Source organism: Inhella sp., from assembly GCF_041912635.1.
GTDB lineage: Bacteria > Pseudomonadota > Gammaproteobacteria > Burkholderiales > Burkholderiaceae_C > Inhella.
On the sequence record NZ_JAYRMO010000019.1, the window covers coordinates 24,090 to 50,794 of the forward strand.

General features: G+C 68.7%; 28 protein-coding genes. 22 read left to right on the plus strand and 6 right to left on the minus strand.

Features of this window, described 5'->3' with window-relative positions:
- Positions 1–23 precede the first annotated feature (23 nt).
- From fliD to ACE3QP_RS12510, 4 genes are all read left to right on the plus strand, one after another.
- Positions 24–1,457 (plus strand): flagellar filament capping protein FliD, encoded by a 1,434-nt coding sequence (fliD, locus tag ACE3QP_RS12495; protein ID WP_374436496.1) that lies wholly within the window; start codon positions 24–26, stop codon positions 1,455–1,457.
- 194 nt (positions 1,458–1,651) lie between these two features.
- The gene (gene fliS / locus ACE3QP_RS12500; protein ID WP_374436498.1) at positions 1,652–2,089 is read left to right on the plus strand and encodes a flagellar export chaperone FliS; all 438 of its coding nucleotides are present in this window, start codon (positions 1,652–1,654) and stop codon (positions 2,087–2,089) included.
- Positions 2,090–2,121: 32 nt separating this feature from the next.
- Entirely contained in the window at positions 2,122–2,421 is a 300-nt protein-coding gene (locus ACE3QP_RS12505; RefSeq protein ID WP_374436500.1) for a flagellar protein FliT, read from the plus strand.
- Positions 2,422–2,463: 42 nt separating this feature from the next.
- Positions 2,464–3,177, plus strand: coding sequence for a flagellar brake protein (locus ACE3QP_RS12510; protein WP_374436502.1), 714 nt, complete (start codon positions 2,464–2,466; stop codon positions 3,175–3,177).
- Between the two features lie 225 nt (positions 3,178–3,402).
- On the opposite strand, the gene fliE is transcribed toward ACE3QP_RS12510, so the two are convergent.
- Positions 3,403–3,723 (minus strand): flagellar hook-basal body complex protein FliE, encoded by a 321-nt coding sequence (fliE, locus tag ACE3QP_RS12515; RefSeq protein WP_374436504.1) that lies wholly within the window; start codon positions 3,721–3,723, stop codon positions 3,403–3,405.
- 111 nt (positions 3,724–3,834) lie between these two features.
- Between fliE and fliF the strand changes: the two genes are divergently transcribed.
- The 13 genes from fliF to fliR all read left to right on the plus strand — a co-directional run bounded on the left by fliF (position 3,835) and on the right by fliR (position 15,237).
- The gene (gene fliF / locus ACE3QP_RS12520; protein ID WP_374436506.1) at positions 3,835–5,532 is read left to right on the plus strand and encodes a flagellar basal-body MS-ring/collar protein FliF; all 1,698 of its coding nucleotides are present in this window, start codon (positions 3,835–3,837) and stop codon (positions 5,530–5,532) included.
- A 9-nt stretch (positions 5,533–5,541) separates the two neighbouring features.
- Positions 5,542–6,537 (plus strand): flagellar motor switch protein FliG, encoded by a 996-nt coding sequence (gene fliG / locus ACE3QP_RS12525; RefSeq protein ID WP_374436507.1) that lies wholly within the window; start codon positions 5,542–5,544, stop codon positions 6,535–6,537.
- 36 nt (positions 6,538–6,573) lie between these two features.
- The gene (locus ACE3QP_RS12530) at positions 6,574–7,332 is read left to right on the plus strand and encodes a FliH/SctL family protein (protein WP_374436508.1); all 759 of its coding nucleotides are present in this window, start codon (positions 6,574–6,576) and stop codon (positions 7,330–7,332) included.
- Positions 7,329–8,741 (plus strand): flagellar protein export ATPase FliI, encoded by a 1,413-nt coding sequence (gene fliI / locus ACE3QP_RS12535; RefSeq protein WP_374436509.1) that lies wholly within the window; start codon positions 7,329–7,331, stop codon positions 8,739–8,741. Before ACE3QP_RS12530 ends, fliI begins: the two co-directional genes overlap by 4 nt.
- Positions 8,742–8,748: 7 nt before the next feature.
- The gene (fliJ, locus tag ACE3QP_RS12540; RefSeq protein ID WP_374436510.1) at positions 8,749–9,192 is read left to right on the plus strand and encodes a flagellar export protein FliJ; all 444 of its coding nucleotides are present in this window, start codon (positions 8,749–8,751) and stop codon (positions 9,190–9,192) included.
- 16 nt (positions 9,193–9,208) lie between these two features.
- Entirely contained in the window at positions 9,209–10,867 is a 1,659-nt protein-coding gene (locus ACE3QP_RS12545; RefSeq protein ID WP_374436511.1) for a flagellar hook-length control protein FliK, read from the plus strand.
- Between the two features lie 92 nt (positions 10,868–10,959).
- Positions 10,960–11,568 carry a flagellar basal body-associated protein FliL gene (gene fliL / locus ACE3QP_RS12550; RefSeq protein WP_374436512.1) on the plus strand — a complete coding sequence of 203 codons (609 nt, stop codon included), beginning with the start codon at positions 10,960–10,962 and terminating at the stop codon, positions 11,566–11,568.
- Positions 11,569–11,580: 12 nt separating this feature from the next.
- The gene (fliM, locus tag ACE3QP_RS12555) at positions 11,581–12,585 is read left to right on the plus strand and encodes a flagellar motor switch protein FliM (protein ID WP_374436514.1); all 1,005 of its coding nucleotides are present in this window, start codon (positions 11,581–11,583) and stop codon (positions 12,583–12,585) included.
- A complete protein-coding gene (gene fliN, locus ACE3QP_RS12560) occupies positions 12,575–13,024 on the plus strand; it encodes a flagellar motor switch protein FliN (protein WP_374436516.1) in 450 nt (149 codons plus the stop codon). Before fliM ends, fliN begins: the two co-directional genes overlap by 11 nt.
- A gap of 85 nt (positions 13,025–13,109) precedes the next feature.
- Positions 13,110–13,445, plus strand: a complete 336-nt coding sequence (locus tag ACE3QP_RS12565; RefSeq protein WP_374436518.1) for a FliO/MopB family protein — start codon at positions 13,110–13,112, stop codon at positions 13,443–13,445.
- The gene (gene fliP / locus ACE3QP_RS12570) at positions 13,442–14,188 is read left to right on the plus strand and encodes a flagellar type III secretion system pore protein FliP (protein ID WP_374436520.1); all 747 of its coding nucleotides are present in this window, start codon (positions 13,442–13,444) and stop codon (positions 14,186–14,188) included. The genes ACE3QP_RS12565 and fliP overlap by 4 nt, the downstream gene beginning before the upstream one ends.
- A 10-nt stretch (positions 14,189–14,198) precedes the next feature.
- On the plus strand, positions 14,199–14,468 hold the full coding sequence (fliQ, locus tag ACE3QP_RS12575; RefSeq protein ID WP_198109513.1) for a flagellar biosynthesis protein FliQ: 270 nt from the start codon (positions 14,199–14,201) through the stop codon (positions 14,466–14,468).
- Positions 14,469–14,472: 4 nt separating this feature from the next.
- Positions 14,473–15,237, plus strand: coding sequence for a flagellar biosynthetic protein FliR (gene fliR, locus ACE3QP_RS12580; RefSeq protein ID WP_198109514.1), 765 nt, complete (start codon positions 14,473–14,475; stop codon positions 15,235–15,237).
- On the opposite strand, the gene ACE3QP_RS12585 is transcribed toward fliR, so the two are convergent.
- Genes ACE3QP_RS12585 through ACE3QP_RS12605 form a run of 5 tightly spaced genes read right to left on the minus strand, consistent with a single transcriptional unit; the run spans position 15,230 to position 20,661 of the window.
- Positions 15,230–15,739, minus strand: a complete 510-nt coding sequence (locus tag ACE3QP_RS12585; protein ID WP_374436522.1) for a YfiR family protein — start codon at positions 15,737–15,739, stop codon at positions 15,230–15,232. The two genes, fliR and ACE3QP_RS12585, sit on opposite strands and share 8 nt — an antisense overlap.
- A complete protein-coding gene (locus tag ACE3QP_RS12590; RefSeq protein WP_374436524.1) occupies positions 15,736–17,682 on the minus strand; it encodes a TonB-dependent receptor in 1,947 nt (648 codons plus the stop codon). The genes ACE3QP_RS12585 and ACE3QP_RS12590 overlap by 4 nt, the downstream gene beginning before the upstream one ends.
- Positions 17,679–18,926 carry a diguanylate cyclase domain-containing protein gene (locus tag ACE3QP_RS12595; RefSeq protein ID WP_374436527.1) on the minus strand — a complete coding sequence of 416 codons (1,248 nt, stop codon included), beginning with the start codon at positions 18,924–18,926 and terminating at the stop codon, positions 17,679–17,681. The genes ACE3QP_RS12590 and ACE3QP_RS12595 overlap by 4 nt, the downstream gene beginning before the upstream one ends.
- Entirely contained in the window at positions 18,923–19,561 is a 639-nt protein-coding gene (locus ACE3QP_RS12600; RefSeq protein ID WP_374436529.1) for a response regulator, read from the minus strand. Before ACE3QP_RS12600 ends, ACE3QP_RS12595 begins: the two co-directional genes overlap by 4 nt.
- Positions 19,558–20,661, minus strand: coding sequence for a histidine kinase (locus ACE3QP_RS12605; RefSeq protein ID WP_374436530.1), 1,104 nt, complete (start codon positions 20,659–20,661; stop codon positions 19,558–19,560). The genes ACE3QP_RS12600 and ACE3QP_RS12605 overlap by 4 nt, the downstream gene beginning before the upstream one ends.
- A 245-nt stretch (positions 20,662–20,906) precedes the next feature.
- Here ACE3QP_RS12605 and ACE3QP_RS12610 point away from each other — a divergent pair, with 245 nt between their 5' ends.
- The 5 genes from ACE3QP_RS12610 (at position 20,907) to ACE3QP_RS12630 (ending at position 26,683) form a co-directional block, all read left to right on the plus strand.
- On the plus strand, positions 20,907–21,401 hold the full coding sequence (locus tag ACE3QP_RS12610; protein WP_374436531.1) for a hypothetical protein: 495 nt from the start codon (positions 20,907–20,909) through the stop codon (positions 21,399–21,401).
- Between the two features lie 31 nt (positions 21,402–21,432).
- Complete coding sequence (locus ACE3QP_RS12615; RefSeq protein ID WP_198109520.1) at positions 21,433–21,795, plus strand: response regulator; 363 nt, start codon at positions 21,433–21,435, stop codon at positions 21,793–21,795.
- A gap of 14 nt (positions 21,796–21,809) precedes the next feature.
- Positions 21,810–23,942, plus strand: coding sequence for a chemotaxis protein CheA (locus ACE3QP_RS12620; protein WP_374436532.1), 2,133 nt, complete (start codon positions 21,810–21,812; stop codon positions 23,940–23,942).
- Positions 23,943–23,964: 22 nt separating this feature from the next.
- On the plus strand, positions 23,965–24,480 hold the full coding sequence (locus tag ACE3QP_RS12625) for a chemotaxis protein CheW (protein ID WP_374436533.1): 516 nt from the start codon (positions 23,965–23,967) through the stop codon (positions 24,478–24,480).
- A gap of 67 nt (positions 24,481–24,547) precedes the next feature.
- A complete protein-coding gene (locus ACE3QP_RS12630) occupies positions 24,548–26,683 on the plus strand; it encodes a Cache 3/Cache 2 fusion domain-containing protein (RefSeq protein WP_374436534.1) in 2,136 nt (711 codons plus the stop codon).
- The last annotated feature ends 22 nt before the right edge of the window (positions 26,684–26,705 follow it).

Sequence of the window (26,705 nt, forward strand, 5' to 3'; positions counted from 1 at the left end):
GAAGGAGAGTAAGGAGTTCCACCATGGCCACCATCACTTCAGCCGGCATCGGCAGCGGCCTGGACGTCGAGACCCTGATCTCTCGGCTGGTGGCTGTCGAGCGCACGCCCATCCAGCAAATCCAGCAGCGCGCCACGGGCTTCAAGACCCAGCTCTCGGCCTACGGCAAGCTGCAGTCCAACCTTTCCACCCTGCGTGACGCCGCGGCCCGCCTGACGCGCGCCGACACCTTCGGCGCCGTCACCGCCACCAGCAGCAATGCCACCACGGCCAGCGCCACCGCCGCAACCGGCACCACGGCGGGGAGCTACACCGTGCGGGTCGACAAGCTGGCCGCCGCCCAGTCGATCGCCACCAACGCCGTGCCCAGCGGCAGCGCCCTGGGCACTGGCACCATCACCATCGATTTCGGCTCCTACACGGACGACGGCATGGGTGGCTTCACTTTCGACGCCGACCCGACCCGCACCTCGGTGATCATCCCGGTCGCCACCGGCGAGGACGCGCTGGAGCAGATCCGCGACAAGATCAACGCGATGAAGCGCGGCATCGTCGCGAGTGTGGTGTCAGATGCCAACGGCTCGCGCCTGGTGATGCGCGGCGTGGACCCCGGCGCCGCCAATGCCTTCCGCGTCAGCGTGGCGGACGACGACGGGAACAACACCGACACCAGCGGCCTCTCCGCCCTCGCCTACGACCTTGCCACCGGCGTCAACACCAGTTCCCGCAAGCAGGCCGCGCAAAACGCCGAGGCGAACATCGATGGCATCGACATCGTTTCGGCTACCAATACCGTCACCGGCGCGGTGTCCGGCCTGACAATCACACTGGGCAAGGTCAGTGCCGACCCGGTGACCCTGACCGTGGCGCAGGACAAGTCCGCGATCAAGAAGTCCATCACCGATTTCGCCAACGCCTACAACGAGACCGTCAAGTTCCTGCGCGAGCAAAGCCGCTACGACCCCGGCAGCAAGACCGGCGGTCCGCTGCTGGGTGACAGCACGGCCACCAGCGTGCTCAATCAATTGCGCGGCCTGGGCGGCGGCAACACCAGCCTGGGCGGCACCCTGACCCGCTTCGCCGAGATCGGTCTTGACCCGCAAAGCGATGGCACCTTCAAGGTGAACGACACCAAGCTGGACGCCGCGCTGGACAAAGGCAGTGACCTCAAGGCCTTCTTCTCGGCTGTGGATGAGCTCGAAGCCGGCAACAGCGGCCTGGCCGTGCGCCTGCGCAAGCTGACGGACGACCTGCTCTCGGTCGACGGGCGGGTCACGAACCGCCAGAAGGGCATCCAGACCCGCATCGACGAAACCAGCAAGCAAGAGGCTCAGGTAGAACGCCGCGTAGAACTGGTGGAAAAGCGCCTGCGCGCGCAGTACACCGCGCTCGACGCCACGATGGGCAAGATGCAGGGCCTGTCGTCCTACCTGAACCAGCAGCTGCAGAAGCTCTAAGACCAGCCCGTGGCAGGTGCGGCCACCTCCCCGACGGGGCGGTGGCCGTTTTGCTTTTGGGGCCTCCGCTGGGGCCTTGCCGGCGCCGAGCAATTGCCGTGAAATGCACCGATCGGAGGGCGCTTTCCCGCGCTGAAAGCGACTCAAGTTGCCCCCCACCGCGCCGAAAACCTGTCACACACAGGAATCCCACCATGTACGGCCAAGCCTCCCCCTTTGCGCCCCGCCACTACCGGCCCAGCAATATGTACACGCGGGTGGGCCTCGAAACCGAGGTGCACGACGCCAGCCCGCACCGCCTGATCGCCATGCTGTTCGACGGCCTGTTTTCGGCCCTGGCGCAGGCGCAGGGCGCGCTTGAGGCGGGTGAGCGGGAAGTGAAGGCGCGGGCGCTGTCGCGTGCCGTCCGCATCCTCGACGAAGGCCTGAAGGCCGGTCTCAATCTGGAGGCCGGCGGGCCGCTGGCCCGCCAGCTCAGCGAGCTCTACGCCTACGCCAGTCTGCGCCTGACCCAGGCCAATCTGCGCGACGACCTGGAGGCGATTCTTGAAGTGCGCAAGCTGCTGCAGCCGGTGCAGGAAGCCTGGGGAGCGATCGCTCCGCGGGTGGAGAGCAACCCGGTCGCCGCTTGATCCTTTCCCCTTGCCTTTGAACGCTGCCGCCCATGAACGCCCAACTCCTTAGCTATTACGAAGCCATCGAACAGGCCAGCGCCCAAATGCTCTCCGCCGCCCGTCAGGGCGATTGGGATGAAGTGGTCCGGATGGAAGGGGCCTGCGCGCTGCTGATCTCGCAGCTCAAGACGGCTGCAGACACGCAGACCCTGGCCAGTGACGAGGCGCCGTTGAAGGCGCGCATCATGCAGCGCATCCTGCTGAATGACGCCGAGATCCGCCAGCTGGCGGAGCCCTGGATGGACGAGTTGGGTCTGCGTGCCCAGGCCAAGGGGCAGACCGTACACTGATTCGGCCCTGCCGCCCCCTCACCCTTCGGGGCCTACCGCCCCATGAATCGTCCCGAATCCCTCGCCGATCTCGACATCGCGAACCCCGCCGAAATCGGCGCCTGGTTCCAGGATTTGGTGGACGAGCAGGCTAGCGTCCATTTGGAAGGCCCGGACGGCCAGAGCTGGACCTTGCAAGCCCAGCAGGTGCAGCCCGGCAGCCACGCCCTGGAGCTGCGCCTGCCCAGCCTCAAGCCCGAGGCACCCGCCTGGGTGCTGAAGGGCCCGGTGCAGGCCCACGCCACGCTGAACCGCATCCGCCTGGACTTCGAACTGCCGGCCGCGCGCGAGCTGCGTGTCGACGGCGGCCTGCCCCTGCTCTGCCTGCCGCTGCCGGCGTTGCTGCGCCGGCACCAGCGCCGCCAGGCGTTCCGCGTACAGCCCACCAGCCTGCACCACCCCCGCGCTTGGCTGCCGCGCCCAGGCGCGCTGCCCCTGTGCCTGCGCACGGCCGACCTCAGCGCCGGCGGCCTGTCCCTGCTCTGGCCGGCGAGCCAGCCTCTGCCGCGCCCCGGCGACCTGCTGCCCGGCGTGGAGCTGGAGCTCGGGCGTGACCAGCGGGTGGCGCTGCAGTTGCAGGTCCAGCACCTGGACGAAACCCGCGGCGAGCCCGACATGCGGGTGGGCTGCGCGTTCGTCGGCCTCAGCGCGCAAACCGAGCGGCAGCTGGCGCTGTACCTGAACAACCTGCAGCGCCGCCAACGAGGCTTGCGCTGAAGCATCAAGGCCTGCGCAGCTTCAAACCGTTGAAAACCAACGGCGTATCCAAACTCTGAAACTCGACCCGCAAGGCCGCTCCAAGCTTGCAGCACCGCCGGCCGCGCCGCAAGGATCTACTGAGTAGCCGCACTGCGCGATCCAGTGCCACCGCAGATCCGGCTCCGCCGGTCTGCAGGTGGCGCCCCCTGGGGGGAAGGCGCCCTTGGCGCCTTCGGGGGGGCCTTAAATCTGCATGTTCATGATGTCGGAGTAAGCCGACACCAGCCGATTGCGCACCTGCATCACGGCCTGGAAGCCCACCTGCGCCTTCTGCATGGAGACCATGGTCTCTTCCAGGCTGACGGTCGGGTTGTCCAGCTGCAGCTCGCGCTGCAGGCCCTGGGCCTGCAGCTGCTGCTGGCTGACGGCCTTGAGCGCCTGGCTCATGGCGTCGGCAAAGTTGCCAGCCCCGACCGCCTTGCCGGCCTGCGCGGCCGGCAGGTTCATGCCCGCACGCGCCACGGCACTGGCGAAGTCGAAGGGCTTGAGCTGCACCGGATTCATGATGGGCAGCAGCTTAGGCGCGCGCCAGCCGCCACCAAGCCGCCATAAGGGCTGGCTTTATCGGCCTGATCGGCGCCTACTTGAGGGAGCGCGTCCAAATAATCGGCCGCCATGGAGTCCGCCCTCGCTGCCCCCCCACCTGCCGACGTCGTGCCCGCTGGCCCGCCCAGCTTCACGCAGCGCCTGCAGCAGCTGCCCCGCCGCAACCAGATCGGCCTGGGGCTCGGTCTGCTGCTGCTCGTGGCCGTGCTGGTGCTGCTGAGTTCACGCACCGGCAGTTCCGATTACCGCCCGCTCTTCACCGGCCTGGCCGACAAGGATGGCGGCGCCGTCATCGCCCAGCTGGCGCAGATGCAGGTGCCGTACAAGAGCGAGCCGGGCGGCACGATCCTGGTGCCGGCCAGCCAGGTGTACGACGTGCGCATGAAGCTGGCCAGCCAGGGCCTGCCCAAGGGCAGTCTGGTCGGCTTCGAGCTGCTCGACAAGCCCTCAATCGGTCAGACCCAGTTCAACGAGCGCCTGAACTTCCAGCGCGCGCTGGAAGGCGAGCTGACACGCACCATCACCGCCCTGGCCGATGTGTCCGATGCGCGCGTGCACCTGGCCATTCCGCAGCAGACCGGCTTCTTCCGCGAACAGCAGAAGCCCTCGGCCTCGGTGATGCTGCAGCTGCGCGGCGGCCGCATGCTCGACCGGGCGCAGATCGCCGGCATCGTGCACCTGGTCTCGGCCTCGGTGCCCGAGCTCAACCCGCGCGCGGTCAGCGTGCTGGACCAGACCGGCAAGCTGCTCTCCAACAACGAAGACGAAGCCAGCGGCCTGGGCCTGGATGCCCAGCAGCAGCTCTACAAGCAGAACCTCGAAGCCACACTGACGCGCCGCATCGAAGCCCTGCTCGAACCCATGGTGGGGCGCGAGAACCTGCGCACCACGGTGACGGCCGACCTCGATTTCTCGCAGAGCGAGCAGACCAGCGAGGCCTTCGCCCCCAACCAGGGCAACAACGCCCAGCAGGCGCTGCGCAGCCACACGCTCAACGAAAGCAGCAACACCGCCACCTCCCCACCCACCGGCATCCCCGGCGCGGTGAGCAACCAGCCGCCCGTGCCGGCCACCGCCCCGGTGAACGGCGCGTCCGCGCCGCTGCAGGCCGCCGGTGGGAGCGGCAGCGGCAGTACCCGCCGCGATGAAGTGCGCCAATACGAGGTGGACAAGACCGTGCGTGTGGTGCGCAATGCCACCGGCACCGTCAAGCGCTTGGCCGCTGCCGTGGTGCTGAACCACCGCAGCAAGACCGACGCCAAGGGCAAGACCACCACCGAGGCGCTGCCGCAGGCCGAGATCGATCGCATCAATGCGGTGGTGCGCGAGGCCATCGGCTTCGTCGAGCAGCGTGGCGACACCCTGCAGGTCGTCAGCACCCCCTTCGTGCAGCCCAAGGTCGAGACCGTTGACGTGCCGATCTGGGAAAAGCCCGTGGTGCGCGAACTGTTCAGCTTTGGCGCCGTGCCGCTGGCCCTGGTGCTGGTGGCCCTGATCGTGGTCTTCGGCATGGTGCGCCCGGCCCTGCGCGCCGCCTACCCGGCCGCGGACGACACCAAGGGCCCGACCGGCAAGCCCGGCGCCACGCTTTCCGAGGTGGTGGGTGACCAGGCGGCCCTGCCGGCGCCGGAGGAGGCCCTGCCGCGCCTGGAAGCGCCGCTGGACCAGACCAAGCTGCAGCGTGCCCGCGAACTGGCCAAGGACAACCCGCTGGCGGTGGCGAACATCGTGCGCGCCTGGATCAACGGCGAAGAACCCACGATTTAAGGACCCGCTATGGACGACAAGGGCGTAGAAGACGCAGCCATCTTGCTGATGACTCTGGGGGAGGAAGAGGCCTCGGAGGTCTTCAAGCACCTGCAGCCCAAGGAAGTGCAGAAGCTGGGCGAGACCATCGCCAAGCTCAAGGTGGTGCCGCGCACGCGTGTCGAGGACGTGCTGGAAAAGTTCGACAAGATTGCCGGCACGCAGAGCATGCTGGTGTCGGACACCGACGAGTACGTGCGCCAAGTGCTGCGCAAGGCACTGGGCGAGGACAAGGCCAATCTGCTGCTCGACCGCATCTTGCAGGGCAGCGATGTCTCCTCGATCGAGAGCCTGAAGTGGATGGACCCGGCATCGGTGGCCGAGCTGCTGCGCAACGAGCACCCGCAGATCGTCGCCGCCATCTTGGCGCACCTGGACTTCGACCAGGTCAGCTCCGTCCTGAAGATGTGGACCGAGCGCCAGCGCAACGAGGTGCTGATCCGCATCGCCACCCTGGACGGCGTGCAACCCACCGCGCTGAAAGATCTAAATGAGGTCATGAGCCAGATCCTGGCCGGCGGCGACCGCATGAAGAAGTCGAGCCTGGGCGGCGTGAAGGCCGCGGCCGAGATCATCAACATGATGGGCAGCGCCACCGAGGCCTCGGCGCTCGACTACATCCGCGAACTCGACTCCGAGCTGGCGCAGAAGGTGATGGACAACATGTTCACCTTCGACGACCTGGAGAAGATCGACGACAAGGGCATCCAATCCCTGCTCAAGGAAGTGCAGAGCGAGTCGCTGGTGCTGGCCCTCAAGGGTGCCAACCCGGAGCTGCGCGAGAAGATCTTCCGCAACATGTCCACGCGCGCCGCCGAGACACTGCGCGAGGACCTGGAGTCGCGCGGCCCGGTGCGCCTGTCGGAAGTGGAAGCCGAGCAGAAGGAAATGCTCAAGATCGTCCGCCGCCTGGTCGACGAAGGCCAGATCGTGCTCGCCACCGGCGGGGACGATCAATTCCTGTAAACCACGCGCGGCCGCCCCATGTCATCCTTCGGCTATATGAACGCCAAGACGGTCCGCAACGTTCCGCCGCCGCAGGGCACGGCGGCCAAGCCCAGCTATGGGCGCTTCATCCCGCGCGAGGAGCTGGAGGGCGCCCAGGTCTGGAAGCCCGACTCGCTAGGTGGCGCGCCCACGGCCCGGCCGCCGGTGAGCGCGCCGGCACCCAAGGCCGAGGCGCCGCCGCCCCCTCCCCCGCCGCTGGATCCACGCGAGCTGCTGGCCGCCGCCCGCCAGGCCGGCTACCAGGACGGCCTGCGCGACGGCCAGGCCAGTGCCGACGCCTTCAAGCAGAGCCATGCCCGCCAGGTGGCCCGCCAGCTCGGTGCCCTGGTGGAAAGCTTTGACGCCGCCTTCCAGGAGCTGGAGCAGCGCATGGCCGAGGCCCTGACGCACACCGCCGTGGAGTTGGCCAAGCAGGTGGTGCGCGAGGAACTGCGCCAGCACCCCGAGCACATCGCCAAGGTGGCGCACGACGCCATCGAGGCCCTGATGCTGAGCGCCCGCCATGTACGCGTCTTCGTCCACCCCGAGGACCTGCCCCTGGTGCAGGCCGGCGCGGCCGACACCCTGAAGGCGCGCGGCGCCCAGTTGATGCCCGACGCCAGCCTGGAGCGCGGCGGCTGCCGGGTCGAATCCGACATCGCCAGCGTGGACGCGCTGGTGGCTCAGCGCTGGCGCCAGGCGGCGGCGCAGCTGGGTTCGCGCAGCGAGTGGCAAGCGCCCGACGCGGGCGACGATCTGGTTGAGGAAACATGAGCAATCCGCGCATCGAACGCTGGGGCCAGTTCCTTGGGGAGCTGCAACGCCATGCGGCCGAGCCCCTGGCCTATGAGCCCGCGGGCAAGCTCACGCGCGTGGCCGGCCTGGTGCTGGAAGCCAGCGGGGTGCAGGTGCCGGTGGGTTCGCTGTGCGAGATCCAGATGCCCGATTCCCGCCCTGGCGACCGCCCCGCACGCGCCGAGGTGGTGGGTTTCAGCGGCGACCGCGCCTTCCTGATGCCCACCGACGAACTGCACGGCCTGGCCAGCGGCGCCAAGGTGCGCCCACGCAACACTCCGCCGCGCCCGCCGCGCCTGGGCGAGGCCCGCCATCCCTGGCGGCGCGACGCCGACCGCGGCCTGCACCTGCCCATGGGCCCCGGCCTGCTGGGGCGCGTGGTGGACGCGCACGGCCACCCGCTGGACCGCCTGGGCCCGCTGCACGAGGTGAGCCGCGAACCGATGGTGCGCCGGCCCATCAACGCCATGGACCGCGACCCCGTGCGCACGCCACTGGACACCGGCGTGCGCGCCATCAACGCCCTGCTGACGGTGGGCCGCGGCCAGCGCATCGGCCTCTTCGCCGGCACCGGCGTGGGCAAGTCGGTGCTGCTGGGCATGATGGCCCGCTACACCGCTGCCGACGTCATCGTCGTCGGCCTGATCGGCGAGCGCGGCCGCGAGGTCAAGGAGTTCATCGAGGACATCCTGGAGCAGGAAGGCCTGGCCCGCTCGGTGGTGGTGGCCGCCCCCGCCGATGCCCCGCCGCTGGTGCGCATGCAGGGCGCTGCTTACGCCACCGCGATTGCCGAGCATTTCCGCGACCGCGGCCAGCATGTGCTGCTGCTGATGGACAGCCTGACCCGCTACGCCCAGGCGCAGCGCGAAATCGCCCTGGCCATCGGCGAGCCGCCCGCCACCAAGGGCTACCCGCCCTCCTGCTTTGCCAAGCTGCCGCAGCTGGTGGAGCGCAGCGGCAACGGCATGCCGGGCGGCGGCAGCATCACCGCCTTCTACACGGTGCTGAGCGAGGGCGACGACCAGCAGGACCCGATTGCCGACGCCGCACGCGGCATCCTGGACGGCCACATCGTGCTCAGCCGCGAGCTGGCCGAGGCGGGTCATTACCCGGCCATCGATGTCGAGCGCTCGATCAGCCGTGTCATGCCGGCGGTGGCGCCGCAGCAGCACATCGAGCAGGCGCGCCGCTTCCGCCAGCTGCTCGCCAAGTTCAACAAGGCGCGCGACCTGATCCAACTCGGCGCCTACGCACCCGGCCACGACCCCGACCTGGACGCCGCCGTGCGCCTGCACGGCGAGATGAGCCGCCTGCTGCAACAGGACATGCACGCGCCCGCCACGCTGGGTCAGGCGGTGGCGCAGCTTAGCGGCGTGCTGAACGCTTGAACCCATCATGGCCGGCCTGGACACGCTCACCCTGCTGCTCGAACAGGCCGAGCGCGCGCGCGACGAGGCCCTGGCCGCCGCCAGCGAGGCCCAGACCCGCCTGGCCCGCGCCCAGGCCCAGGCCGACGATCTGCAAAACTACCAGGGCGAGTACCACCAGCGCTGGCAGGGCCAGGCCCGCAGCGGCCTGGGCATCGAGACCCTGCAGTGCTACCAGAACTACGGCGGCCGCCTGCGCGAAGCCATCGGCCAGCAAGGCCAGCTCGTCCAGGTGTTGGAAGCGCGCTGGCAGGCCCAGCGCACCGAACTGCAGGAACGTGAACTGCGCGTGGCCTCGCTGCGCAAGCTCATTGAACGCCGCCAGGCCGAAGCCCTGCAGAAGGCGCACCGCCAGGAACAGAAGCTGAATGACGAATGGGCCGCGCGCAGCGCGCGCCTGCCCAAGGCCTGAAACCGAGAGACCGCCCATGCCTACGCCCGCCCTGAGCCTGCACACGCAGGACCTGCGCCCCCAGCCCGCCCCGGCCTCCGAGCCCGGCCGCGCCGGCGCGGGCTTTGCCAATCTGCTGGCCCTGCAACTGCAGGCCCCGAGCCAAGCCCCGCCCGGGCTGGAGCGCCACGCAGAGCTTCCCCGGCCGACGGTCGAACGCGAAACCGCGCGCCGGACGCCAACCCCCAGCGCATCGAACGCTCCCAGCACGCCAGCGACCCGCCCCTCCGAACCCGCCCGCGCGCAGGAACGCGACACGCCGCGTACGGAGCGCGAGCCCAGCACCGAGCTCAGCCCCGAACCCCAGCGGGCCGCGGAGCCAAGCGCTGCACTGCGCAAGCCGAAGACGGCCGCCAAGCCGAGCGGTGGTGCTGGTGCGGGTGCTGGCGATGCCAAGGCCGGCGCACCATCCGGTTCGGCCCCCGCCATGGCGCCGGCCACCGACACCACGGCCAGCGCGGCCGAAGGCACGGCCAAGCCCGCGGCCGCGGAGGAAGAAACCGCCGGCGCCGACGCGGCCAGCGTGCAGGAGGCCATCGCCGCCCTGCTGTCGGCCCCCCAGCAAGAGTCCGCACCGGAGACCACAAAGGACACGGCGCCCAGCCCGCCCGAGCAGGGCTCGAACCCCGGTCAGACTCAGGTGGCGCACAGCTTGGCCGAATCCGTGGCGCCGCAGGTCCGGCCCGCAGAGGAACAGGCCGCCGAAGGCCCTGAGGCCGTTCGGCCCGCCGCCACCGCCGCCACCAGCGTGCGCGCCGCCCTGCACGCGGCCGCCAGCCCGCCAGTGACGGCCACCCCTGCGGCAGCGGAGGAGAGCCCACCCGGCGCCAAGCCGGCGGCAGGGGCCAAGTCCGCCCCGGGCGCTGAGCTGCCCATCAAGACCGAGCGAAATGGCGAGCAAGAAGCCGCCCCGCTGGATCTGAGCAACGCCACCTCGGCGCTGACCCCAGCCACCCCCGACACGCCGCCCACTCCGCCGGAGACACCCCCGTTGGCCCACAGCGCCGCGGCGGCGGTACAGCCCGAGGCCAGCGCCGCAGCGGCGGCCGCCGGCCTCCATCACCCTGCCGCGGCCGAGGCGCAGGCGCCACGGTCCGAACCCGGCGTTCAGGTGCTGCCCCCGCTGGCCGGCAGCGCCCCGGCGAGCGGCCCGGCCCTGCCGCTCAGCGGCGGCAGCCCGGTCGGCTCGGCCTACATGCGCCACGCGCCCGGCCAGGCCGGCTTTGCGCAGGAGCTGGGTGCCCAGGTGGCCGTTTGGGTGCGCGAGGGCGTGCAGCAGGCGCAGCTGAACCTCAACCCGGCCGAACTCGGGCCGGTGCAAGTGCGCATCCTGCTGGACGGCCAGCAGGCGCAGGTGCAGTTCGTGGTGGAGCACAGCCAGACCCGCGAGGCCCTGCAGGCCGGCGTGGCCGAGCTGAACCAGGCCCTCAAGAGCGAGGGCCTGAGCCTGGGCCGCGCCGATGTGCACACCGGCAGCGGGCGTGATTCGGCCCAGGGCGCTGCGGCCCAGGGCCAGGACGGCCGCGGCGACGGTCGCCCGCGCTCCGCCAGCCCCTGGGCCGGCGAGCCCTCCAGCCCCAACACTCCGCAGCCCCGCAAACCCGCATCGCGCGGACTTTTGGACCTTTACGCCTGAAACCCACGCCTGATTGGAGCTTTCGCCCCCAGCTGCACTGCCAATAATGGAACGGTGGGTCCCCCTGCCCGCCGAAGTCACCAGGAGATTGCATGGCCACCGCCGCGCCCGAAGCTGCCGCCCCTGCCGCCGGCAGCAAGAAGAAGCTGATCATGATCATCGTGATCGGGCTGGTGGTCGTGCTCGTCGGTGCGGCCGCAGCCCTGCTACTGCTCAAGAAGAAGCACACCGCGGAGGAAGAGGACGGGGCCGAAGAAGACACCACCGCCCAGGTGGAGAAGGCAAAGCCCAAGGCCAAGTCGGGCACGCCGCCGGTCTACCTGCCGGTCGAGCCTTTCACCGTCAACCTGACGGACAAGGAAGTGGACCGCTACGCGCAGGTCGCCGTCAGCCTGGAGGTGGTGGATCAAAAGACCGCCGACGAACTCAAGAGCTACATGCCCAGCATCCGCTCGGGCGTGCTGATGGTGCTGGCCCACAAGAGCGCGGCCGACTTGTTGAGCAAGGAAGGCAAGGAGCGGCTGCAGAAGGAAATCCAGCGCGAGGCAGTACGCCCGCTGGGCATCGAGGTGGAGTTGGAAGAAGAAGCTCCGCCCGACGAAGAGACCGACACGCCGAAGAAAAAGAAGAAGAAAAAGAAGAAGGCCGAACCCAACCTACCGGTGACGAACGTGCTGTTCTCGCAGTTCATCGTGCAGTGAACAGGAGCTGATATGAACCAGCAGATCCTGTCGCAAGACGAAGTTGACGCACTCCTCCAGGGCATCACCGGCGAAAGCCAGAAGCTCGAAGAGGAAGAAGTCGCGGAAGGTGGCATACGCGAGTACAACCTCGCGAGCCAGGAACGCATCGTGCGTGGGCGCATGCCCACGATGGAAATCATCAACGAGCGCTTCGCCCGCAACATCCGCGTCGGCCTGTTCAACTTCATCCGCAAGAGCCCGGAAGTGGCCATCGGCGGCATCAAGGTGCAGAAGTACAGCCACTTCCTGCGCGAGATCGTGGTGCCGACGAACTTCAACATCATGTCGGTCAAGCCGCTGCGCGGCAACGGCCTGATCGTCTGCGACCCGACCCTGGTGTTCGCCGTCATCGACTCGCTGTTCGGCGGCGTCGGCAAGTTCCACGCGCGCATCGAGGGCCGCGATTTTTCCCCCACCGAGCAGCGTGTCATCACGCGTTTGGTGGAAGTGATCTGCGCCGAGTACCACAAGGCCTGGCGCGGCATCTACCCGCTGGAGCTGGAATACCAGCGCAGCGAGATGCAGCCGCAGTTCGCCACCATCGCCACGCCGAGCGAAATCGTCGTCTCCAGTAGCTTCACGCTGGAAGTGGGCGAGACCACCGGCACGATCTACTTCTGCATCCCCTACTCCACGCTGGAGCCGATCCGCGACGTGCTGTACAGCACCACGCAGGGCGACTCCTCCGAACCCGACCGGCGCTGGATCAACCTGCTGAAGACGCAGATCCAGGCCGCCGAGGTGGAGCTGGTGGCCGAGCTGGGCACGGCGCCAGCCACCATCGAGCAGTTGCTCGCGCTGAAGCCCGGCGACTTCATCGAGCTGGACCTGGAGCCCATGATCAAGGCCAAGGTCGACGGGGTGCCGGTGTTCGACTGCCATTACGGCACCAGCAACAACCGCTACGCGATCAAGATCCACGAAATGCTGACCGGGTCCACCCAATCCTGGTTGGGAGCACGCCATGACACCTGACGATCCTTCAACTGGCGGCGACGACCAGGACGCCCTGGCGGCCGAATGGGCTGCGGCCCTGGCGGAGGCAGGGGGCGGCGGTGCGGCCGTGGCCGAAGAGGTGCAGACGCCCACCGAGCAGGTGGCGCCGGCAAGCTTCAACAACTTTGCGCCCACCTCGCTGCCCAGCACCGGCAACGACATCAACATGATCCTGGACATTCCGGTCCAGCTGACGGTTGAACTGGGCCGCACGCGCATCCCGATCAAGAACATCCTGCAACTGGCTCAAGGCTCGGTGGTGGAGCTGGACGCACTGGCCGGCGAGCCGATGGATGTGCTGGTGAACGGCTACCTGATCGCCCAGGGCGAGGTGGTGGTGGTGAACGACAAGTTCGGCATCCGCCTGACCGACATCGTCACCCCCAGCGAACGCATGCGGCGCTTGAGCAAGGCCTGAGTTCCGCGCAAACGCCCGATCAACGGGCGCTTCCCTCCCCATTCCCGGCGATTGCGGCCCTCAAGGCCCGCGAAGAATCGCCGACATGGGTTCTTCCTCTTTCGTTCCGGCGCTGTGGTTCCTGGCCGTCCTGGCCCTGATCCCGCTCGCGCTCTGGCTGCTCAAGCGTTCGCCCCTGCAGGGGCTGAACGCCCAGGGTGGCGTGCGCGTGGTGGGCAGCACCTTCCTGGGCCCGAACCAGCGCCTGATCACCGTGGCGCTGGGCGAGGGCGAGGCGCGCCGTCATCTGCTGCTGGGCGTGACGGCCCAGAACATCCAGTTCCTGCAGGAGCTGCAGCCGGGTGAATGCCCGGCCCCGGTGGCCGCGCCGGCCCCCAGCTTCTCCGCCCTGCTGGCGCGCGCGCGCCAGCCCAAGTCATGAAGCGCGGCCTGTTCGTGCTTGGCGCCCTGCTGGCCAGCGGCCTGGCGCTGGCTCAGACCGCCACGCCGGGCGGCAATCTGCCGCTGCTCGTCGGCCAGGGGGCCGGCGGCACCAGCTACTCGGTGCCCATCCAGACCCTGCTGTTTTTCACCGCCCTGGGCTTCCTGCCCGCGGTGATTCTGATGATGACGGGCTTCACGCGCATCGCCATCGTGCTCTCGCTGATGCGCCAGGCCTTGGGCACGCAGAGTGCGCCGCCCAATCAGGTCATCATCGGCCTGTCGCTGTTCCTGACCTTCTTCGTCATGAGCCCGACGCTGGACCGCGTCTACAACGAGGCCTGGCTGCCCTACTCCACCGGTCAGATCGCCTTCCCGGAGGCGCTCGACAAGGCGCAGGCACCGATGCGCGGCTTCATGCTCAAGCAGACCCGCCAAAGCGATCTGGCGCTGTTTTCACGCCTGGGCAAGGTGGATCCGTCCATCAAGCCCGAGCAGGTGCCGTTCTCGGTGCTGGTGCCGGCCTTCGTGACGAGCGAGCTCAAGACCGCCTTCCAGATCGGCTTCCTGATCTTCATCCCCTTCCTGGTGATCGACATGATCGTCGCCAGCGTGCTGATGAGCCTCGGGATGATGATGCTGTCGCCGGTGCTGGTCGCCCTGCCCTTCAAGCTGATGCTGTTCGTGCTGGCCGATGGCTGGAACCTGCTGATCGGCTCGCTGGCCGCCTCCTTCAACACCTAGCGGAGCCGCCATGGATGCCCAACAAGTCTTCACCGTCGGCCAGCAGGCGCTGTGGATGCTGATGATCGTGGCCGCACCGATCCTGATCGTGGTGCTGGTGGTCGGCGTCGTCATCTCGGTGCTGCAGGCGGCCACCCAGATCAACGAGGCCACGCTGTCCTTCGTGCCCAAGATGCTGGCCGCCATCGCCACGCTGGCCATCGCCGGGCCCTGGATGCTGAGCACGCTGGTGGAGTACATCCAGCGCGTGCTGCAGTCCATTCCTACCGCCATAGGCTAGTCGGGTGATCTCCTTCAGCGAAGCCCAGATCCTGGCCTGGCTGAATCCGCTGCTCTGGCCCTTCCTGCGTTGTCTGGCGCTGTTCGCCGGCATGCCGCTGTTCAGCCAGCGCAATGTGCCCATGCCGGTGCGCGTGGGTCTGGCACTGTTCTTCGCCGTGGCCTCGCAAGCCGCCCTGCCGCCCATGCCGGTGCTGCCGCTGGACAGCCCGCCGCTGCTGGTGCTCCTGATCGCGCAGCAACTGCTAATCGGCCTGGCCATGGGCTTTGCCGTGCGCCTGGTGTTCGCGGCGCTGGAATTCGCCGGTGAAATCGTCGGCCTGCAGATGGGCCTGAACTTCGCCGGCTTCTTCGATCCCGCCACCGGCATGCAGGGCACGGCCACGGCGCGCTTCTTCGGCACCCTGGTGGCCTTCCTGTTCATCGCCACCAATGGCCATCTGCTGCTGATCCAGGCACTGGCGCAGAGCTTTCACGCCTTTCCGGTCGGTACCGAACCCTTCGCCTTCTTGCGCGCCACCGCGCCGCAGGCCTGGGGAGCGGAAATCTTCCGCGCCGGGCTATGGATCGCGCTGCCGGTGGTGGCCCTGCTGCTGTTCGTCAATCTGGCGCTGGGCGTGGTGTCGCGCGTGGCGCCGCAGATCCATGTGTTCGCGGTCGGCTTTCCGCTCACGGTCAGCATCGGTCTGCTGGGCCTGGTGGCCACGCTGCCGCTGATGCAGGTGCCGCTCGAAACCACGTTGGCGCGCCTGCTGGCGGGCTTTACCTGACCTCGCGTGCGAGCTTGAGCATCTGACTGGACAGCGCCAGGCCGCGGCGGCGCGCCTCGGTCTGGTTGATGCTGAAGGCCAGGCCCTGCGGTTCGGTCAGCAGGGCGATGCTGGCGCCGGCGCGCAGCGACTCGGGTGCCAGGCCGACCACCAGCACCGGGGCCTCCCCCAGGCCCTCCACCCAGCGGCGCAGGCTGGCCGGCTCGCTCTGGCCCAGCACCAGCACCTGGCAGTGCTGGGCGGCATCGCGCGGGCTCTCCACCTCGCGGTAGCGCAGCGGCGCCGTGCCCCGGCTGCGCGCGCTGAGCTGGCGCAGCGCCTGCTCGGCCGCCCCCAGCTGTACGCCGCACAGCGTCAGCCCGCCCGGGGGTGGGTTCGGCCATTCGGTGAACTGGGAAAAGCGGTAGACGAAGGCGGCGCGCAGGCGCGCTTCCTCGGGCAGCTCGATTTGCGCCACGGCCGGCAGGGCCAGGGCCAGGCAGAGCAGCAGGGCCGGCTTCATGGCCCGAAGCGCCAGTCGAAGCCGAGCCAGACCACCCGGCCCTCGTGCTCGGAAGGCGGCCCGCCGGACACGCCCGGTGCATCCCAGTAGCGCCGCCCAGTCAGATTGCGCAGGCCCAGGAAAACCTCGCCGCCCTGCGGGCGCTCCCACTGCAGATGGGCGTGCAGCAGCGCGTAGCCGGGCAGGCTGTAGGCCTCGGCCTGGCGGCGCTGCACCGCACTGCCATGCAGGGCCAGGCGCCAGCCCGCACCCAGCGGGTGCCAGGCGCGCCAACCCGCCAGGCCGTGCGGGCTGTTGCTGAGCTCGTTGCCCCCGGCATAGCGGCTGCGCTGCAGCGCCAGCCACAGCTGGGCGCTGCCGCCCTGGCCCCAGCGGCCGTCCAGCTGAGCCTCCAGCCCCTTGCTGCGCACGGGTTCACTGGCGCTGTAGAAGCTGGCCTCGGGGCCGGCGTCGATGAGGTTGCGGATGCGCCCCACATAGGCCACCAGGCGGTAGCGCCAGCGCGGGCTCAGCGGCGCGTCCCAGGCGGCCTCCAGACTGCGGATGCGCTCGGGCGGCGGCACCGGCACGTCCTGGAACTCGTTGGTGAGGATCTCGCTGCGGTTCGGCGCCCGAAAGGCATTGCCCAGGCTGAGCTTGAACTGCCGGCCCTGTTCGTCCGCCGCGCTGTAGGCCAGCCGCGGGCTGAGGCGGCTGCCCTGGCCGCGCACGGCGTCGTGCCGCAGGCCCAGCAGCAGGTGCTGGCGCGGCGCCAGCGTCCAGCTGTCCTGCACGAACAGGCCGATGCGGCGACTGCGCCGGTCCACCCCCTCGTCCTCCTGGCCGACGATGAAGTAACGGATGCGCTGCTGGCGGTCGCGCTGCACCTCGGCACCCAGCATCAGCTCGTGGCGCTCGCCCAGAGGGCCGGCGGCACGGGCCTCCAGCAGGTCCCAGCGGCCGCGCGTCTCGTACAGGAACACGCCGCTGCGCCCGCTGTCACTGACGAAGGGCTCGTCGTTGCGGTACACCAGCAACTGCTTGGCGCCGGCCAGCTGCAGCTGCCAGCCCGCCCCCAGATCGCCCTCCCAGCTGGCGTGGCCGTAGTGGATGCGGGTGCGGTCCAGGCCCTGGCCCAGCTCGGCGTCCTCGTCGGAAAGGCTCAGTGGGGTGGGCAGGCCGTGCACGCGATCCACCGTGCCGACGCGCAGCATCAGGCCGCGGTACAGGCCATAGAGGTTGAAGCGCTCGGCACGGTCCCAGTTGAGCTCGCGCGCGACGCTTCTGCCCTTGATCGGTTCGGAGTCAGGAACGGTCAGGGGCAGGCGCTGGCCCCACCAGCGGCTGAAGGCCAGACCCCATTCATTGCCACTCTCAAGCCGCTGCGCCCAGCTGGCGCTGGCGGTGCGGTTGAGCTGCTCGCCCAGCGTGGCGCGCACGCGCAGGCCGCGCGCCTGGTTGGCTCGCTGGGTGATGACGTTGAGCACGCCCAAGAAGGCGTTGTTGCCATAGAGCGCCGAGCCCGAGCCGGGCGTGAACTCAACGCGCTCGATCTGGCTGACCTCGACCAGGAAGTCCTGATCGATCTGGCCGGCGTCGTAGATGTTCTCGTTCAGGCGCAGGCCGTCGAGCAGGAACAGCACGCGCGAATTCAGGTCGCCCGGCCGGCCCAGGCCGCGCACGCCCACCTGGGTGAACAAGCCGTCCTCGCTGAGGTAGACGCCAGGGAAGAGCTGCAGGATGTCGGCCAGGCTGCGCAGGCCCAGGCGTTGGATGTCCTGGCGCGTCACCACATGGGTCACGCCGGGCGCGGCGGAGCCGCTCTGGGCCAGGCGCGCGGCGGTGCTGACGCCGAGCTCGGCGCTGGGTCGGTCCAGCTCCTGGCGCAGCAACTCCTCCAGCGTGGGTTCGGCCGCCGCGGCGCCGGCCGCCAGCATCAGCAGGGCGGGCAGCAGTGCTTTCATGGCGTGGCGATGCGGTAGCAGTTCTTGCCCGCCGCCTTGGCGGCGTACATGGCGGTGTCGGCCTGGCGCAGCAGGGCCGCGGCCTCTTGGCCATGCTGGGGCGCAATGGCGCCGCCGATGCTCGCCCCCAGCGGCATGGCCCGGCCGCGCACCTGCAGCGGTGCGCTCACGGCAGCGATCAGCCGCCCGGCCAGCTGCTCCAGCGTGGCCGCACTGTGCAGCGGCGCCACCAGCAGCGCGAACTCGTCGCCGCCCAAGCGGAACAGGGTGTCTTGATCCCGCAGCACGCTGGACAGGCGCTGCGTGGCCTCAATCAGCACCTCGTCGCCCGCCGCGTGGCCAAGCTGGTCGTTGATGGCCTTGAAGTGGTCCAGGTCGATGAACAGCAGGCCCAGCGCCTGCTGGCCGTGCTGCACCTCGATGACCTGGCGCTCCAGCTCGATGTCGAAGGAGAGGCGGTTGGGCAGGCCGGTCAGGTGGTCGCGGTGTGCCAGCTGGCGCAGGGCCATGCCGGCTTGGCGCTGCTGCTGCAGCTGCTGGTGCAGGTCCTGATGCCAGACCTGGATGCGGCGCAACATCTCGTTCACCTGGCCGGCCAGCCGCCCTACCTCGTCACCATGCACCACGGCGGCACGCAGGCCGTAGTCCTGTGTCGTGGCCACGCGCTCAGTCAGTTCGGCCAGCGCCACCAACGGCGCCAGCGCACGCCGCTGCACCCAGCGCAAGGCCAGTGCCGCCAGCAGCAGGGCCAGCAACAGCAGGGCCAGGCCCCCCAGCCAGATACGCGCCATCATGGCCTCCAGCTCGGCCTGGGCCTCACGCCAATGCAGGGCGCCGATCGGATCGTTCTGCAGCACGATGGGCACGCGCAGCTCGAAGGCCTGGCCGAAGCCGGGCAGCCGGGCCAGCGTCGCCACCGGGGCGCGCGAACGCCAATGCGCAAAGCTGCGGCCCTGGACGTCGAGCAGCTGCAGCTCGCGCAGATCGGCACGCCGGCCAGCCACCTCGTCGAGCTGGATTTGCGCCGCGCGCGGATCCTGGAAGGCAAGCATGGGCGCGAGGTTCTGCGCCAGCAAGGTTGCGGCCGCACCGGCCGCCTCACGCTGCTGGGCACGCGCCGTGTAGTAGGCCATGCCCTGCACGAGCACGAAGCTCAGGAACAGGGTCAGGGCCAGCACCCCGACATTCAGACGCGTCAGCCGCTGAACCAGCGAGCCGCGCCCGAGCCGGGGGTCGGCAGTCATCCCTGCACGAGGCCTTGCCGGATCGCGTACACCGTCAGCTCGGAGTTGTTGCTGAGTCCGAGCTTTTCCAGCACGCGGGCACGGTAGACGCTGACGGTCTTGGGGCTGAGCAGCAGCTCCTCGGCGATATCCGACAGGCGCCGGCCGGAGGCGATCATGACCAGCGTCTGCAGCTCGCGATCGGAGAGCTTGTGGTGGGCCTGCTCGGGCTGCGGCGCGGTCAGGTTCTCCACCAGCATCTGGGCGATCTCGGGCGTCACGTACTTGCGCCCCTGCGCCACCATGCGCACGGCCTGCACCAGCTCGGCCGGGTCACCGCCCTTGTTCACATAGCCGAAGGCGCCAGCGCGCAAGCTGCGAATGGCGTACTGCTCCTCGGGGTACATCGAGACCACCAGGGTGCGCGGCGCGTCGGCCTCGTCCTTCAGCACATGCAGCACGTCCAGGCCGCTGCGCCCGGGCAGGTTGATGTCGAGCAGCAGTACATCCGGGCGCGGGCCGGTGCGCAGGGCCTCGCGCAGGCTGCCGTAATCGCCCACCTCGCCCACCACTTCGATGTCGCCGGCGTCAATCAGGGTGTCGCGCATGCCACGCCGGATCAGCGCGTGGTCGTCGCAGAGCAGCACGCGGATCATGCGTCCTCCCCCAGCCAGGCAGCGTCACTCGGGTGGCCGGGCTCCCAGCGCCCGTCCAGCGGGATCGACAGCACCAGGTGCACGCCGCGCCCGGGCCGGGTGCTCAGATCCACCCAGCCGCCCACGCTGGCAGCGCGCTCCTGCAGGCCGCGCAGGCCGAAGCGGCCGGGCTTGTCCACCTCGTTCGCTTCCATGCCGCGGCCGTCATCGTGCACCTCCACACCGAGCACGCCGGACGCGCATTGGAGCTCCAGCTGCACCTGGCTGGCCTGCGCATGCTTGGCCACGTTGTGCAGGGCCTCCTGCACGAAGCGGTAGGCCACCAGGGCCAGCGCCTCGGGCAGTTCGAGTTCCTGATCCAGACCCGCGCACAGCACCGTCAGCCCATGGCGACGCTCGAAATCCTGCACCAGCCATTGCAGTGCCGCCGCCAGCCCCTCCTGCAGGATGGGCGGGCGCAGGTTCTCCATCAGGCGACGGCTGGCCTCGATGGCCGCGTTCAAGGTCTCGATGGCGCGCTCGGTCCGCTCGCGCAAGGGGGCATCCTCGAGATGGCGCTGCAGCCAGCCGAGCTCGTACTTCAGCGCTGTCAGTCCGCTGCCCACATCGTCGTGCAGCTCGCGCGCCAGCGCCGCGCGCTCGGCCTCGATGTGCTGCTGCAGGTGCGCGGTCAGCTCCTGCAGGCGGCGCGTCGATTCGCGCAGCGCCGCATCGGCGGCACGGCGCGAGCGCTCGGCCTCGGCCGCCTTGACGGCCTGCTGCAAAGCCGGGCCTAGGCGCGCCAGGCGGCTCTTGAGGAGGTAGTCCGATGCCCCTTCGCGCATGGCCGCCACGGCCACGTCTTCGCCGATCTCGCCGGACACCAGCACGAAGGGCAAGACGCGCCCGCTGGCGCGCAGATGGCGCAGCATGTCCAGGCCGCTGTGCTCGGGCAGCTGGTAGTCGCACACCACCGCGTCCCAGTCCTGGTCGAGCGCCGCGGCGAAGTCCGCCAGGGTCTCGACCCGCGTCCACTCGGCCGGCAGTCCGGCCTGCCGCACCAGGGCCTGCATGCGCAGGTGGTCGACCTCGGAGTCTTCGACATGCAGGACCCGCAACACCGGCGTCGAGACCGGGGGCGTAGGCTGCGCCAAGGGGCTTGCGGCAGGGGCGTTTGCCAGGGTTTCCAACATGCGGCCGAGTATGCCGCGGCCCCCAGGCGTGCCAAGCGCACACTCCCCTGTGGGGGAAGCACCATCAAAAGGGATTACCCTAGGCGTGCTGGACGCAGCGAGCGAACGCCTTCGATTAGGCTAATCGCCATCAGCAGCTCGGCTGCGCCACCCAACGCGCCACTGGAGGCCTCATGCAGGGAAACGAACCGACTGACGAACCGCTGGACGCGGAAGTGGTTGGATCGCCCGCCGAGGAAGCCCGCTTCACCCTGCTCGCCGCCGCCGAGATCCAGGATCACCTGATGTCGGTCACCAACGACCTGGAGCGTCTGCAACGCCTGCTCGACGACGCCGGCGAGGCCCTGTCGGTGAACTTCTTCGGCGCCTCGGCCGAAGTCCAATCGCTGGCCCAACGCGTGAACGGCGGCGGCGCGCTGACACCCGGCGAGTTTGCCGAGGCCCTGCAGTTCATTGCCGGGGCCATCACGGCGCTGCAGTTCCAGGACATGTCCACCCAGCTGATCGCCCACACCAGCCAACGCCTGCGCGCCTGCGCCGACAAGCTGGCGCGCGAGGCATTCGGCAGCGATGACGAGGACGGCGATGCCTTGGTAGTCGAGGCGCCCAACCGGCCCAACCCCGTGACGCAGGACGAAGTCGATGCCGGCTCCGTCGAGTTGTTTTAACCCTGATTTGTAGAAAACCGGAGAGCAGACGATGCACTCGATCCTTGCGGTGGACGATTCCGCCTCGATGCGCCAGATGGTGGCGTTCACCCTGAAGAACGCGGGCTTCAACGTCGTCGAAGCCGTGGACGGCCAGGATGCATGGGAGAAGGCAACCCAACGCGATTTCGACCTGGTGCTGACCGACCAGAACATGCCCCGCATGGATGGCATCTCCCTGACCAAGAAGCTGCGCGAGAACCCCAAGTTCAAGAGCACACCGATCCTGATCCTGACCACCGAGTCCAGCGACGCGATGAAGCAGGCCGGGCGCGCCGCCGGCGCCACCGGCTGGCTGGTCAAGCCCTTCGATCCGGCCAAGCTGATCGAAGTGATCGGCAAGGTCATCCGCTAAACCGAGGAGCTCCCATGGGCGAGATGACGAACGAAGGCGCCAACCTCGGCGCTGGCATCGACCTCAGTCAGTTCTACCAAGTCTTCTTCGAGGAGGCTGGTGAGAACCTCGACAACATGGAGCAGCTGCTGCTCAATGTGAACGTCGAGGCCGCCGATGACGAGGAGCTGAACGCGATCTTTCGCTGCGCGCACTCGATCAAGGGCGGGGCTGCGACCTTCGGCTTCGGCGACGTCGCCGAACTCACGCACATCATGGAGACCCTGCTGGACAAGCTGCGTCGCCATGAGTTGAAGCCGACCACGCAGATGGTCGACATCCTGCTGCAGTCGGGCGATGCGTTGCGCGGTCTGCTGGCGCGCCATGCCGGCACCAGCACGGAACAGGTCGAGAGCGAAGGCTTGGTGGCCAGCATCCGCACCCTGGTGGATGGCGGCAGCCTGGCGGATGCACCGGCCGCGGCGGCCGCGCCCAAGGCGGCACCCACCCCTGCGCCGAGCGCGGCACCGGCACCCTCTTCCGCTGGCGGCCTGCGCCAGCTGGAACTGCTGGTGGGCCCGTTGGACAACCCCAACCAGGCCAACAACCTGGTCGAGCTGTTCCAGGAGATCACCGACCTGGGCACGATCGAGATGCTGGACGGCGGCCAATCCGCCGACGGCATGCGCCGCTTCAAGGTCACCACCGCCAGCAGCGACAACGATCTGCTGGATCTGTTCACCTTCCATGTGGCGCGCGAGCAGGTCAAGCTGATCCCCATGGGCCCGGGCTACGGCTTCTACGAAGGTGCCCCCGGCGCCCCCAAGGAAGAGAAGAAGGAAGACCTGGGCTACGGCTTCTTCGACGACGCCCCGGGCTCACCCCAGGCCGCTGCGCCGGCCCCCACGGCCGCGCCGGCCGAAGCCGCCAAGCCCAGTGCCGCCGTGGTGCCCACCACCAAGCCCTCGGCCGCTGCGCCCCCGAAGCCCGCCGCCGCCGCGGGCGACCAGAGCACGCTGCGCGTCTCGATCGAGAAGGTCGATCAGTTGATCAACCTGGTGGGCGAGCTCGTCATCACCCAGGCCATGCTGGCGCAGAACAGCCGCAACGTGGACCCGGCGCTGTACCAGCAGCTCACCTCGGGCCTGGCCGACCTCGAGCGCAACACCCGCGACCTGCAGGAAGCGGTGATGTCGATCCGCATGATTCCGATGTCGGTGGTGTTCAACCGCTTCCCGCGCATGCTGCGTGACCTTGCCGCCAAGCTGGGCAAGAAAGTCGAGCTGGTGACGCAGGGTGAAGCCACCGAGCTGGACAAGAGCCTGGTCGAGAAGATCACCGACCCGCTCACCCACCTGGTGCGCAACAGCTGCGACCACGGCATCGAGCCGCCGGCCGACCGCGTCGCCAAGGGCAAGCCCGAGCACGGCACCATCACCCTGGTGGCCAGCCATCAGGGCGGCAGCATCGTCATCGAGGTGCGAGACGACGGCCGCGGCCTGAACCGCGAGAAGCTGATCCGCAAGGCGCAGGAAAAGGGCATCGAGGCGCATGAGGGCATGAGCGACTCGGAGGTCTGGGGGCTGATCTTCGCGCCCGGCTTCTCCACCGCCGACCAGGTCACCGATGTCTCGGGCCGCGGTGTCGGCATGGACGTGGTGAAGAAGAACATCACCAGCCTGGGCGGCACGGTCGAGATCGACTCCGCCGAAGGCTATGGCATGAAGGTCTCGGTGCGCCTGCCGCTGACCCTGGCCATCATGGACGGCATGAGCGTGGGCGTCGGCGACGAGGTCTACATCCTGCCGCTGTCCTCGGTGGTGGAAAGCTTCCAGGTCAAGTCCGACACCATCAAGACGGTGGCCGGCTCCGGCCGCGTGGTCGAGGTGCGCGACGAGTTCATGCCGGTGATCGAGCTCGAGAAGGTGTTCGACGTGCCGCGCTTCGACTTCGAGCATGTCTCCACCATCATGGTGGTGGTCGAGGCCGAGGGCGGCCGCGTGGCCCTGCTGGTGGATGAATTGCTAGGCCAACAGCAGGTCGTGGTCAAGAACCTCGAAGCCAACTACCGCAAGGTCAACGACGTCTCGGGCGCCACCATCATGGGCGACGGCCGGGTGGCGCTGATCCTGGACATCGGCAGCCTGGTCCGCAAATCACGTCATTGACAACACCCGCAGAGAGGAAGCCATGGAACTCGTTCAAGCGTCCAGCAACGTCATTGTCCCCAGCGCATCGGCGCGCATGGCGGCCACTGGCGAATACCTGACCTTCCGTCTCGGCACCGAGGAATACGGCATCGACATCCTCAAGGTGCAGGAAATCCGCTCTTACGAGCAGCCGACCCGCATCGCCAACGCGCCCGACTTCATCAAGGGCGTGGTGAACCTGCGCGGCGTCATCGTGCCCATCGTCGACCTGCGCGTGAAGCTCGGCTGCGCCAGTGCCGAGGTCAATGCCTTCACCGTGGTCATCGTGCTGAACGTGCGCAACCGCGTGGTCGGCGCGGTGGTCGATTCGGTGTCCGACGTGCTGGAACTCAGTCGCGACCAGATCCGCCAGGCGCCCGAGATGACGGCCGCCGCCGTCAACACCAGCTACATCACCGGCATCGCCACGGTGGCCGAGCGCATGCTGATCTTGATGGACATCGAGGGCCTGATGAGCAGCGCCGACATGGGCCTGATGGAGTCGATCACCCAATAACGACAACCTGGGGTGCGTGGCCCGTGGCTGTGGTGGGCACCCCTCCACATAACTACAAAGGCAACGCATGTTTTCTGGACAAGCTTCACTGGCGCGGCGAGTCACCCTGATCGGCGCCGTCGCCTTGGCGGCCGTGCTCTTTGCCACCAGCCTGTTGCTGAGCTTCATGCTGTGGCGCAATGCCAGTCAATCGGTAGAGAGCTGGGCAGGAGACAAAGCGCAGTCCATTTCCGACTCCATCAGCGCGATGGACGCGACCGCCAAGGTGCTGGTGCAGCGCAGCTTTGGCGCCTTCCGGCAAGATTTCGGCCCCTCCTTCACGCTGGATGAAGCGACCGGCGAACTGCGCGACTGGGGCCCCAAGCTCAACGAGAACTTCACGGCGGTCGACAAGTTCGCCAACACCACCGGCGGTGTGGCCACGGTGTTCGCGCGCCAAGGCGACGACTTCCTGCGCATCACCACCTCGGTGAAGAAGCCCGACGGCAGCCGTGCCATGGGCACGCTGCTGGGCAAGCAGCATCCGGCCTACGCCCCGATGATGGCCGGCAAGTCCTGGGCCGGTCGCGCCGTGCTCTTCGGGCGGCCCTACATGACCTATTACGAGCCGGTCAAGTCGGACGACGGCAAGATCATCGGCATCCTCTTCGTCGGCTTCGATTTGGACGTGTTCCAGGCGGCGCTGGACAAGATGATCAAGGAGACCCGCTTCTTCGAATCTGGCGGCGCCTTCACGGTGGACATGGCCGCAGGCCCGAACGAGGCCGTGTTTGCCGCACACCCCAGCGCCAAGGGCAAGAAAGTCTTGGACCTTGCGCCCGGTCTGGAAAAGCAGCTGGCGGAGATGCTCACGGCCAAGCAGAACAGCGCCCTGCTGTCCGACATCCCGGACGCGCTCGGCAGTGGCGGTTCGGGCTACTTCGGCGCCGCCTACCGAGACGAGAAGACCGGTCTGATCACGATCGCCCAGGTCAAGCGCAGCGAGGCCATGGCCGGGCATTGGCGCACCCTGAGCCTGTTCTGGCTGGTGCTGGCCGGCGCCACGCTGGCCCTGGTATTCGGCCTGTTCCGTCTGATGAACCAATGGGTGGCCCAACCCATGGCCAAGCTCTCCGGAGCGATGAGGGCGATCGCCGCCGGCGACCTCACCCAGTCCGTCGAGAGCAGCCGCCAGGACGAAATCGGCCAACTGATCCGCGACGCCGAGTCGATGCGTGCCAAGCTGGCCGAGATGATCAGCACCGTGCGCAGTTCGGTCGATTCGATCGGCACCGCGAGCAGCGAAATCGCCAGCGGCAACCAGGATCTCAGCCATCGCACCGAGCAGACCGCCTCGAACCTGCAGATCGCCGCCTCGTCGATGGAGGAGTTCACCGGCACCGTGCGCCAGACGGCCGACTCGGCCCGCACCGCCAACCAGCTCGTGGCCTCGACCTCAGCGGCGGCCGCCAAGGGCGGTCAGGTGGTGTCGCAGGTCGTCAGCACGATGGACGAGATCCACACCAGTTCGCGCAAGATCAACGACATCATCGGCGTCATCGACGGCATCGCCTTCCAGACCAACATCCTGGCCCTGAACGCGGCCGTGGAAGCGGCCCGCGCCGGCGAGCAGGGGCGGGGCTTTGCCGTGGTGGCTGGCGAGGTGCGCTCGCTGGCCGGCCGCAGTGCCGAAGCCGCCAAGGAAATCAAGAGCCTGATCGGCGCCAGCGTCGAACGCGTCGAAGCCGGTTCGCGCCTAGTGCAGGACGCCGGCACGGCCATGAACGAGATCGTGTCCGGCGTGCAGCGTGTCTCCGACATCATTGGCGAGATCGCCGCCGCAGCCGGCGAGCAGAGCGACGGCATCGGCCAGGTCAATGACTCCGTGGTGCAGCTCGACCAAGCCACGCAGCAGAACGCCGCGCTGGTCGAACAGTCCGCCGCTGCCGCCGAAAGCCTGCGCGACCAGGCCCAGCGCCTGGTCGAGGCCGTGGCCGTGTTCCGCACGGCACAGGACTCCGGGCGCGGCTACAGCGCGGCCGCGGCACCCAAGGGGGTCAGCAGCCCGCCGCCCAAGCCCGCGGCGCGCAGCGCCACCCCGCTCAGCCGCACTCCGACGCCCGTGAAGCCCAAGCCACCGGCACCTCGGCCCGCGCCCACGCCGCCGGCTGCCAGCCGCTCGGCCCCTGCGCCGGCCAGTGACGGCGATTGGGAAACCTTCTGAACGGCCTACCGGAGCACCCGCC